This is a genomic window from Halomonas sp. LS-001, from assembly GCF_052983955.1.
Genome location: NZ_CM129816.1, coordinates 3,155,602 through 3,166,013, shown reverse-complemented (window position 1 = coordinate 3,166,013; position 10,412 = coordinate 3,155,602). Strand labels below are relative to the sequence as shown.

Genomic DNA, 10,412 nt, shown 5'->3' with positions numbered 1-10,412 from the left:
GATAACGGGAGCATATAATGCAGACTAACCCAATGTTGAAGGCGGCCCTCGGGGCCGCCGGTATCGCGGCAATGATGACGTTGGCGGGCTGTGCAAGTCCGCCTAACACAGATCGCACCGATATCACTGATGCCGGTGATGGATTTCCGGCATTGAACGATAAGTGGTACGACGGCGGTAAGTTCGTTGAACCAAATGATGTCCTGCGTATCGGGGAAGGCCAAAGCAAACATCAGGTCCGTCAGCTACTGGGCGACCCGCACTTTAGCGAAGGCTTCTTTGGTGTGCGCGAGTGGGATTACGTTTTCAATCTTTATACCGGTCAGGGCAATGACTATTTGACCTGCCAGTATAAAGTAGAGTTTGACGACGACATGGCGCTGGAAAGTACCCGCTGGCGCGATCCTCAGTGCCCGGCGCTGCTGGCACCCATTGAAGTCGAAGAAGTGGCTGATGATAAAGTCATGACGTTGTCGGGTGATGTCCTGTTTGACTTTGATAGCGATAAGCTGACGTTGGAAGGTCGCCGGGCGTTAGATCGTGTCGCACAACAGACGCTGGTCGATTTTGCGGTTCCAGGGTTGATGATCGCTGGTTACACAGACCGTTTCGGCAGCGATGATTACAACCTGCGCTTGTCGCAGTCGCGAGCAGATACTGTTGCCGGTTATTTATCCGGTCAAGGTATCATGCGTCGCAACATCGATACGATGGGGCGTGGAGAGGCAGACCCGGTAGTCGAGTGCCCCGGCACACGTGCAACGGCAGCAGTTACGGAATGCCTGCGGCCTAACCGTCGCGTTGAGATTACCGTCACTGAACTACAGCGGTAACAGATAGCGATATAGCAGGGCGTTTGGCAGCAGTCGCTGTCAGGTGTCCTGTTTTTTTAAAGCTATTGATTTAACGCTATTCTCGCAAAGCTGTTGTTTTAAAACATTAAATTAGCAGCTGTTAAGTTACTAAAGTTATTAGTCTTTGTTGCTAAAAAGCACTTTTGAGCAAAACTTGCGGGATCTATTCTGGTCAACTATTTGCTAGGGAACACCGCGCTTCCAGCGTCAATTAGCAGACCAATTACTTATTGGCTGATTTCCAGCCAGTTTGGACTTTCAGACAGGAGCATTACCATGAGATTTTTTGGCTATTTCGCAACCTTCGTTCTCGCTGTGGTTGCAGCCGTTGGGCTTTCTATTGTCAGCATGAATGCGCTGGCGGAACAGGATGCCGGAAAAGACGCAGCGCGTGTTGATCAGGGGTCTGTGTGTGTCGCCTCAAGCGATGAGCAGGCACTGGATTGCCCGGAAGGTGGTCTGTTTATGGCGCGTTTGGCGATTAGCGATGTGGATGTGCAAAATCCGCTGATTCTAGAAAGTCGCCTGCTTAACACCATGGCACTTTACTGTGATTCTAACCACGAAATTCATCACACCCAGACGGGCGTGCTGTGCGTGTTAACGCATGAGCGCATCAATGCTGATGCCCAGGAAGAAGCCGCAGCAGCAGAAGCTGATGTAGAAGCTGCAGTGGAAGCCGAAGCCACCGAAGAAAGTGCAACGTCTACTCAGGAATAAATAGCATCTGCCTGTTGTTTCTGGCAGGCAGTGCTTGTTCTGGCGTACACCACGTATTTACTGTGAATTGATAACTCGCTATTTTTCTCATGGAAAAGGAAGTTGTTTGAATGAGCAAGCCACGCACCACACGTCGTAAAAGCACCAAAGCAGAAACCGCAGAAACAGCGGCGACTACGAACACTGATACACAGAGCGAGAATAACGTGACTGAAACGACGAAAAAGCAGGAAGCCGTTGCGGTTGGAGAAAACGATCAAAAACCAACCATTACCATTGATGGCAAAGAATATACGCTTGAAAGCCTTGGTCAGAAAGGTCGCGAGCAGTTACAAAACCTGCGCGTGACAGATCAGGAAATGCAGCGTCTTCAGGATCAAATGGCCATCACCCAGACGGCTCGTAACACCTATGCACGCATCCTGGCGGAAGTCGTCCAGGACATTACGCCGGTTAAATAATTAACCGCAGGCGGCTCTTGGTGAAGGCTTATACCAGGAGCCGCCATGTTGGCGTTCGACGTATCGTAAACTTGGCCAGCAATCATTTGCTGTACCTTTGGAGGGCCATCTTATGAAAACTACACGCTGGCTGGGCATGATCATTCTTGGTATTTCCTTCGCTTTACCTGGGAGTCACGCTTTTGCTGATTACGATAAAGGCCTGGATGAGTATCAGCGCGGTAACTTTGCGTCAGCCGTACATGAGTGGCGGACCGCTGCCGAACGTGGAGACGGCGAGTCCCAGTTTGCTCTAGGCATGATGTTCGAGCGAGGCCAGGGTGTTGGTAAGGATATGAACGAAGCCTATAAATGGTATCGTCTGGCGGCTGATAACGATGAAGTGGATGCCCAGGTGCGTCTGGCAGAGCTTTTCCTACGTGAAGAAATCGAAGGCAAGGGGCCTGCAGACGCGGTGGAATGGCTGCAACTCGCGGCAGAAGCTGAGGATGTCCCCGCTCAGTTCCAGCTTGGGTTGATGTATCTTGAGGGCATGGGTGTAGAAGAAGACCCTGCGCTGGCAGCTCGCTGGTTCTCTCTGGCGGCAGAACAGGGTCATGTGCCTGCTCAGAACAATATCGGCAGCCTTTACGAAAATGGGCGCGGTGTTGAACAAAGCTTTACGCGTGCTTTCGAGTGGTATGAGCGTGCGGCCAAACAGAATGACCCCTTTGCCATGAATAACCTGGGCGCCATGTATGCGCGAGGCAGCGGCGTTGAGCGTAACCATGCATGGGCAGTATTCTGGTTCGCGAATGCCGTACGGGGTGGGAATGAACTGGCGCTTGAGAACATCAAGGTCAGCCGCGAATATCTGGATACGAAACAAATCGCTGCGGGCCGAGTGAACATTCGTGCAGGCAATGGTACCGATCATGAAAGAATTGCTCAGCTTGAGCGTGGTGTTACTGTTTATGTGCTGGGAAGCACAGACGGCTGGAGTCAGATTCATTTTGATGGCGAGCAGGGTGCGATGCTGGGCTGGGTTGCCAATACATTGATTGAATAATACTGAACCAGACGAAAACGATGTGCCTTGTGGACGACTTTGTGGCAGCGATATTCATAGGTGATAACCATGTTTATCAGTTTGGTATTTATTAGTTTACATTTATTTACTTGGTGGTGTACTCTTCTGACAGACAGGCGATCGATAGTAATACGCCCTCGGTATATGGCCACCATGGGGTAATCATGAAGAAAAAATATCATAAAGCCATTCGCGAAACGCTCCCGATCTTATCCTCGTGCACTTCTCGCAGTTCGCTTGGTCAGCGGCTGTTAGCCTCCATCGCAGCGTTGCTATTGTCAGCTTCGCCAGCCCTCATGGCCGATGACACCAGACACCCACCAGAGCATCCTGCTCAATCAGACCCAGGTCGACCAGAGGTTCACCGTGTTGTGCCTGGCGATACCCTTTGGGGTATTGCTGAGCGCTACTTCGATAATCCTTTCGAGTGGTACTTTCTGCAACAAGCCAACACGATTAATGAACCAACTCTTTTGCAGCCGGACACCGTTGTTGACCTTGCCCTGAAAGACGCTTTTCCTCTCTCAGTGCTCTATCTCTATGGTGATGCCTGGCGAGTCGAAGAGGGGGAAAAGGTATTGCTTGAGCAGGGTGTTGTCGTGAATGAAGGTGATACGCTGGAAACTGGCCGAGGTGCGTCGCTAACGCTGGAAATGAGCGATGGTGCAAGAGCCGTGGTGCCATCCAATTCACGTGTAATGGTTCATCGCGATGGAGAAAGAGGTATCCGTCTTACCCTTGAAGCCGGTGGTGTCGAATCACAGGTGCCTTCCCGTCATAATAAAAGTCGACCCTACAATATTGAAACCAGAAGTGGTGTTCTTGGTGTGCGCGGAACGCGTTTCTCGGTGAGTTATGCAGACGATGCGACACTTTCTTCTGTATATGAAGGTCGGGTCGCTGTTCAGGATCAGCAGCTTGGAGAGCGGGCACAGGTTTCTGCAGGTCAGGGGACACGCGTCTCCCGTGACGGCGATATTGATGTTGTTGGCTTACTGATGCCGCCTGATATTCTGGATGCCGAGCCCCTGGCAGGCGGAGATTTAGCCGTTAGGGTACGGTCAATGAGATTGGCCGATGGTTATCAGGCACAGTTGACTCGAGATGCACAGGCGCTGGATTTAGTGGCAGAACAGCGTAGTTCTGATCCTCAGTTTACGTTTTCTTCTGTCCCGTCAGGTGATTACTATCTGCGCGTTGCGGCTGTCGGTTACGAGGGCATCGTGGGTAACTATGCCCAGCTGCCGGTTCAGCATGTCATGGAAGGTGTTTCCGTTAGTCGTGAAGGTGAAATATGGCGTTTCAACTGGACGCGTCAGGCAGAAATTTCTTACACACTGGAGTTGGCGGTGGATGCCGCCTTCGAGAAAGTCTTGATCAGTTATCCGCCGGTAACCACAGGGGTGTTAAACGTACGAAACGTACCTCAAGGGAGAGTTTTCTGGCGAGTGGTCAGGCTTGACGCCCAGGGCAATGTTGCCAGCGTAATTGACAGTGGGCGACTGGATGACTCAGGGCAATAAGGAGCCTTCCGGGTTTCGTATCACCGAGGCGCTACACCGGCGCTTTGTTATCAGCTGGTGGGCAATGGTCAGTCTTTTGCTGCCCATTGCCTTTTTTATCTATAGTGTTTCTCCACTACTTTCCGATAATTACCTCTACGATACCTGGCTGTCATCTAAGTCGTCGCCGCCCTCCCAGGATGTCCTGATTGTTGAAATTGATGAGCCGAGCCTGCAATGGCTTGGCCGATGGCCATGGCCACGCGAGGTTCATGCTCGTTTGATTGAAAAGCTTGAGGCTGCCGGGGCATCCGCTATTGTATTGGATATTCTGCTGACAGAGCCCAGCCGGGAGCCAGAACAGGATGCCCGCCTGGTGCAGGCGATGACCTCTCACGGGAACGTGTATTTACCGCTTGCTCTGTTACCTGAACGCGCTTCTGGCGCGCCTTTCCGTGATACCTTGATGCCTGCGCCGGCACTATTGGAGGCGGCACGCTCAATCGGTCATATTAATATTTCACTGGACAGGGATGGCGTTGCGCGTGAGGTCGTACTGCGAGAATCACGTGATGGCCAGGATTGGCCGCAGTTGATGGCAAGTGTCGCCGGGATTGATACCCGCACGTTAAGCAAAAAGCCGGTACGTATTCCCTACCGTGGCTGGCCGAATCATTATCCTTCCGTGTCTTATTATGATGTGTTGGAAAATCGTCTGCCGGATGCATTTCTGGAGGGGCGGATTGTGCTGGTGGGAATGACGGCGCTTGGCATGGGTGATCGTTACAATATGTCGCTACTCTCACGAGATCTGATGCCTGGCGTTGAGGTACACGCCCACCTGTTGGATGCACTGCGAGATGGCAATCTTATCCATAAGACGAATCCCATGCTTGGGGCATTGCTGGCGGGACTCCCGATACTGCTGTTGATGCTGCTCGTCTGGTGGTTGCGTTTTCGCTATATGCTATTGATTGTATTGGCGATCTCAGTAGGTTCTGTCTCTGCTTCGCTCATCGCCTTGAATCTGGGGTGGTGGTGGCCGCCGTCTGCCAGCCTGATAGCGCTGGGGTTAGCCTTTGTGGTCATTCTCTGGCGTAGTCAGGCAACGCTGCTTTCCTGGTTCGAGCAGGAATTGAAGCTTCTTTATCGTGAGTCCCCTATCCTGCCTTATCAGCAGGAGCAGGCGAGGCTGAGTGAAGGTGGCAAGCTTTATCAGCAGTTGCAGTCGCTGGAGTTTGCCTTGACCCGTCTGGTGCAGGGGCGACGTTTCATCCTTGATGTGATGCATTCACTACCGCTGCCGATTTTTATCCTTAATGAAGATGGCACCGTTTTGCTTGCCAATAGCAAGGCAACCACGCTTAAGGATCGGGAAGGTAGTAATTCGCCTTTAATCCATATTTCAAGCCTGCCGGAACGCGTGTCGTTTGAAGACTCTCAAGGCTTTTCGACGGTGTGGCCGCCAGAAATGTTTAGCAGTGATGAGACACTGAAGACTGTCTCAGGCGGTTTGTGCATGGACGGTGAAGGCAGTACCTATCGGCTGGAAATGGGGCGCCTAACCACGCCGACGAGCCTTGTCGGAGGTGGTTGGTTGGTGTGGTTAGTGGATCTGACCAGTGAGGTGGCTATCGAAGCCCAGCGCTCAAGTATGTTGAGTTTTCTTTCCCATGATATGAAAGCACCACAGACCCGTGCGCTGGCTCTGATTGATGCGCAACGGGAGTCGGAAAATGCCCAACCGACAACACGGTTTTACGAACAGCTTGAGCAAAGCCTGAGAGCGAGCCTGGGTATGATTAACGACTTTATTGGTCTTACCCGGGCGAAATCCTTTGTCTTTGAGCGTGATTTTCTATTGTTGGAAGACTTGGCGATGGAAGTGCTCGATCAGGTGCGCCCGTTGGCACGTTCAAAGCAGATACAAGTCGTCAGTGAGTTCAACGATGAAGATGGTGCCCCTGTTCTTGGCGATAAAGGTTATCTGGCACGCGCGGTCTTTAATCTGGTGGAAAATGCGGTGAAGTATGGCCGTGAGCAGGGCGAAGTTAAGGTATGCGTGAATGCCAATGTTGAGTGGGTGACCCTGGACGTTGTGGATAACGGGGTGGGCATTGCCGCTGATGAAATCGACAGGGTTTTTGAGGATTATCACCGCAGTGACGGTGACAATGTGGCGAAAGGGCACGGTCTGGGATTAGCCTTGGTAAAAGCGGTTGCCGAGAAACACGGTGGTAGTGTGACCTGTAAAAGCGAGTTGGGGAAAGGCAGTCGGTTCACTCTCACACTGCCTGCCTGCCCACCGGATTAACGGCTAACGCGTTAGCGGTTCGATCTCACTGACATGCATGCTGACGTTGCCATCACCCGTGGATTGTGTATAGAAGCGCACATTAACATCGCGTAATGGTACGCCGTAAATCCGGTGATTTTCAAAAGTGTGGTAAGCCGGGCGAGGGTCCTGGCTAATCACCTGACGGATCAGTTTTTCCAGTTCCTCTCCGTCTTCACGGCCCTTCAACACCTTCTCAGCCGCTGAGGAAAAACTGACGGCCAGTGTAGTGGGCGGTTCTGGTGCGAACCCTGCGCTGGCATCAGCGCTTGCGTCGGCCCAGGGCAGGTAAGGCTTGATATCGACGACTGGCGTACCGCTGACAAAATCGCCTCCTTTAAAATGTAACCGTACTCCTTGATGGGTATCGACTCGCTCAAGCGCGACCAGGGATAGACCCAGACGGTTAGGGCGATGGGTGCTACGACTGGCAAATACGCCGACTTTTTTGTTACCGCCCAGGCGCGGTGGGCGAATCAAAGGCGTCCAGCGTTCAGGGCTTTGATGAAAGATAAAACTGATCCATAAATGGCTGAACGCATCCAGTTCGCGTACGCAAAGTGGGTCGTTGAAAGGGGCGACCAGGGTCAGCGTAGCATTAGCTGCCGTGGCCAGACCGGGTTGACGCGGAACCCCGAATTTTTCTGGGTAATCGCTCTCGATATAACCTATCGGTGAGAACGTGAATGACGAGGGCGTTGCTGAGTTGTGTGACATGGTTTCACGTATGGCAAGAAGGCTTGCTCTGGATGAGGTTGATGTGTTGAGCCAGCCTTTTTTTAAAACGCCGACTTGCATTATTGGCAGCCAATGGCTTATCTATATAGAGTAACGGTTTAAACGTAATTTTAATCGTTGATCTTAACGCTTTTTGGAGACGCCAGTATGACAGACGTGTTGGCATCGCCTCCGTCGGCAGCCACATCACGCATCATGTATCGGCAAGCATTGATGCGTGATGCAGCGGATCAGGCAGAAGTTTTCTATCATGCCGTCATGCAGGGCGCCGCAGGGCACTACTCGTTGGCGCAGCGCCGTGCCTGGGCCAACGTACTCCCCCGTGAAGCCTGTGCCTGGGCCGCACGCCACCTGCTCTATACAACGCTGGTGGCTACCTGTGATGGCCGTTGCGTCGGATTTCTGGAGCTTAATGGCCAGGCAGGCCGAGTGGAAACCCTGTATGTGTGGCCGTCGCTTGGCGGGCGCGGTATCGGTACCACCTTGTTGATCCACGCGGAACGTCTGCTGTTGGAAGACGGCCATGGTGCGATTGAAATTGAAGCCAGTGAAATGCTCCATGAACGACTTGAACGGCGTGGCTGGTCAACTCTGGGTGAAGAATGGGTGGAACGCGGCGGTGAATCATTGAAACGTTACCGTTTGCGTAAACAGCTTAAAGCCGTGGAAACCTGAGAGCCTACTTCAAAATGGATTCCCGCTAAAGGCACGCGGGAATGACAGAACGGCGGACATGCGGGAGTGGCCATCCAATATGGCGGTTCATCCTTCGCTGTAGGTTTCCGTTATCCGCATGGACAGGTCGATGGCCTTGATGTCCTTGGTGAGTGCGCCGCTGGAGATACAGTTAACCCCGGTTTCAGCGATGGTCCTAAGCGTGGTGTCATTAACGTTGCCGGAGGCTTCAAGCGTGGCACGCCCCGCATTGCGCCTGACGGCTTCGCGCAGCTCATCAAGCGAGAAATTGTCCAGCATGATGGTGTCAGCACCTGCTGCAAGTGCCTGATCCAGCTCTTCAAAGGTTTCCACTTCCACTTCCAATGGCAGGTCGCTTGCCAGTTTGCGGGCTTCCTCAACGGCAGCGGCAATGCCTCCACAGGCTGCAATGTGATTCTCCTTGATGAGAAATGCGTCCCAAAGTCCAATGCGATGATTGTGGCCACCCCCACAGGTGACAGCGTATTTTTGCGCCAGTCGCATATTCGGTAAGGTTTTACGTGTATCAAGCAGCCGCACATCCGTGCCATCCAGCAGGTCTACGTAACGGCGTGTGGCCGTTGCCGTGGCTGAAAGGGTCTGCAGTACGTTAAGGGCAGCACGCTCCCCGGTCAGCAGGCTGCGCGCAGGGCCTTCAAGTGTCAGAAAACACTGACCTTCTTCAAGTTTATCGCCATCGGCTGCCTGCCAGCTAAGGATGACGCGGCTATCCAGGCGACGAAATATTTCATCTACCCAGGCTACACCGCATAAAACGGCGGGTTCACGAGTAATAACGCTAGCATTAGCCCATTGTGATTCCGGGATCAGCTGCGCGGTCATGTCGGCCGGGCCAACATCTTCAGTAATCAAATGAGCGGCGCTGGCGCGGATCTCTTCAGCAAGAGCGGTGTAATAATGCATGGTAAGGTCACTTCCCCGAATGTTATTCATCAACTGGCGTGTCGACACAGTATAGTGAAATAGTATAGTTAATTATTATAGGGAATCAGAGGGCGCAGCGTCATGATCGTGTCAAAAAAGGCAGGAGTCTGAACAACATGCAGGAATTAATAGACCCATCAATAGACCCATCAGTTGAGCGATCGGTTGATAAGGGAGCACCGGATCGCTGGGTGTGTTCACCCAACGCTGACGAGCGTCCTGATGGCGAGGTGTCCTTGATAGTGTTACATGCGATCAGTTTGCCCCCTGGGGAGTTTGGCGGTGGTGCCATCGAAGCGCTTTTTACCAATCAACTGATACCTGAGGCGCATCCTTATTTTTCGGAAATTGCTGACTTGCGGGTGTCAGCGCATTTTTTGATTCGTCGTGATGGGGAATGTGTGCAGTTTGTTGAAACCCCGCGCCGAGCATGGCATGCGGGGCGTTCGCGCTGGTGGGATGCACGTGCTGATAAGTGGCGTCAGGCGCTGAATGACTGTTCTATTGGCATTGAACTGGAAGGGGATGACAGCACGCCGTTTACCAAAGCGCAGTACCTTAGATTGACGACACTGATTGATGGCCTGTTGGAGCGCTACCCCGAGATTGATCGCACGCGTATTACCAGCCATGCACACGTGGCTCCATTAAGAAAAACCGACCCTGGGCCCGCGTTTGATTGGGCTTATTTGTTTCAACAGCTTACCCACTTGCCAGATGGCAATTCGAAATAAAACACTTGTAATAAAACGGTAGTTTAACTACATAAAAATGGAGTCATCACAATGGCTTCTGTCGAAAATGGTGTCATGCTGCAGTGCAGTAGATTGTTTTCGATAGGATTTTACTGTATCTCAGAATTGGCAGCGTGCTGACTTTGCGGTATCTTCTGTTGTATAAAAAACTCATTATGATGTTGTTTTGTAGCTTTACTACATCCTGCGTTTTACGTGTACTTAACACTTTGAAGCTAAACGAAGCTCATTCCTGGCCCTGTCGGGGCAGGGGGTGATCTGAACGCAAGGCAATTTTTCCCTTAGCCGATGGCATTGCCGTGGGCAGGGCCAATACTGAGCTGCTGGGGTAGCGGTG

At 52.2% G+C, this 10,412-nt stretch carries 10 protein-coding genes; 8 read left to right on the top strand and 2 right to left on the bottom strand.

Annotated elements, in window-relative coordinates; translation table 11 throughout:
• The first annotated feature begins 17 nt into the window (after nt 1–17).
• From ACU6TU_RS14200 to ACU6TU_RS14175, 6 genes are all read left to right on the top strand, one after another.
• Complete coding sequence (locus ACU6TU_RS14200; protein WP_447142044.1) at nt 18–833, top strand: OmpA family protein; 816 nt, start codon at nt 18–20, stop codon at nt 831–833.
• A 297-nt stretch (nt 834–1,130) separates the two neighbouring features.
• On the top strand, nt 1,131–1,574 hold the full coding sequence (locus tag ACU6TU_RS14195) for a hypothetical protein (RefSeq protein WP_447142043.1): 444 nt from the start codon (nt 1,131–1,133) through the stop codon (nt 1,572–1,574).
• A 110-nt stretch (nt 1,575–1,684) separates the two neighbouring features.
• Complete coding sequence (locus tag ACU6TU_RS14190) at nt 1,685–2,035, top strand: DUF6447 family protein (RefSeq protein ID WP_447142042.1); 351 nt, start codon at nt 1,685–1,687, stop codon at nt 2,033–2,035.
• Between the two features lie 112 nt (nt 2,036–2,147).
• Nucleotides 2,148–3,083: an SH3 domain-containing protein gene (locus ACU6TU_RS14185; RefSeq protein ID WP_447142041.1), complete on the top strand. Its 936-nt coding sequence runs from the start codon at nt 2,148–2,150 to the stop codon at nt 3,081–3,083.
• Between the two features lie 185 nt (nt 3,084–3,268).
• Nucleotides 3,269–4,627 (top strand): FecR domain-containing protein, encoded by a 1,359-nt coding sequence (locus ACU6TU_RS14180; RefSeq protein WP_447142040.1) that lies wholly within the window; start codon nt 3,269–3,271, stop codon nt 4,625–4,627.
• Nucleotides 4,611–6,920, top strand: coding sequence for a CHASE2 domain-containing protein (locus ACU6TU_RS14175; protein ID WP_447142039.1), 2,310 nt, complete (start codon nt 4,611–4,613; stop codon nt 6,918–6,920). The genes ACU6TU_RS14180 and ACU6TU_RS14175 overlap by 17 nt, the downstream gene beginning before the upstream one ends.
• Before the next feature lie 3 nt (nt 6,921–6,923).
• Here the strand turns inward: ACU6TU_RS14175 and tsaA are convergent, their stop codons facing one another.
• Complete coding sequence (gene tsaA, locus ACU6TU_RS14170; RefSeq protein WP_447142038.1) at nt 6,924–7,658, bottom strand: tRNA (N6-threonylcarbamoyladenosine(37)-N6)-methyltransferase TrmO; 735 nt, start codon at nt 7,656–7,658, stop codon at nt 6,924–6,926.
• Nucleotides 7,659–7,826: 168 nt separating this feature from the next.
• On the opposite strand from tsaA, the gene ACU6TU_RS14165 reads away from it, so the two are divergent.
• Complete coding sequence (locus tag ACU6TU_RS14165) at nt 7,827–8,354, top strand: GNAT family N-acetyltransferase (protein ID WP_447142037.1); 528 nt, start codon at nt 7,827–7,829, stop codon at nt 8,352–8,354.
• Between the two features lie 87 nt (nt 8,355–8,441).
• Here ACU6TU_RS14165 and nadC read toward each other — a convergent pair whose 3' ends face one another.
• Nucleotides 8,442–9,299, bottom strand: a complete 858-nt coding sequence (gene nadC / locus ACU6TU_RS14160) for a carboxylating nicotinate-nucleotide diphosphorylase (RefSeq protein WP_447142036.1) — start codon at nt 9,297–9,299, stop codon at nt 8,442–8,444.
• 137 nt (nt 9,300–9,436) lie between these two features.
• On the opposite strand from nadC, the gene ampD reads away from it, so the two are divergent.
• Nucleotides 9,437–10,054: a 1,6-anhydro-N-acetylmuramyl-L-alanine amidase AmpD gene (gene ampD, locus ACU6TU_RS14155; RefSeq protein ID WP_447142035.1), complete on the top strand. Its 618-nt coding sequence runs from the start codon at nt 9,437–9,439 to the stop codon at nt 10,052–10,054.
• Nucleotides 10,055–10,412 lie beyond the last annotated feature (358 nt).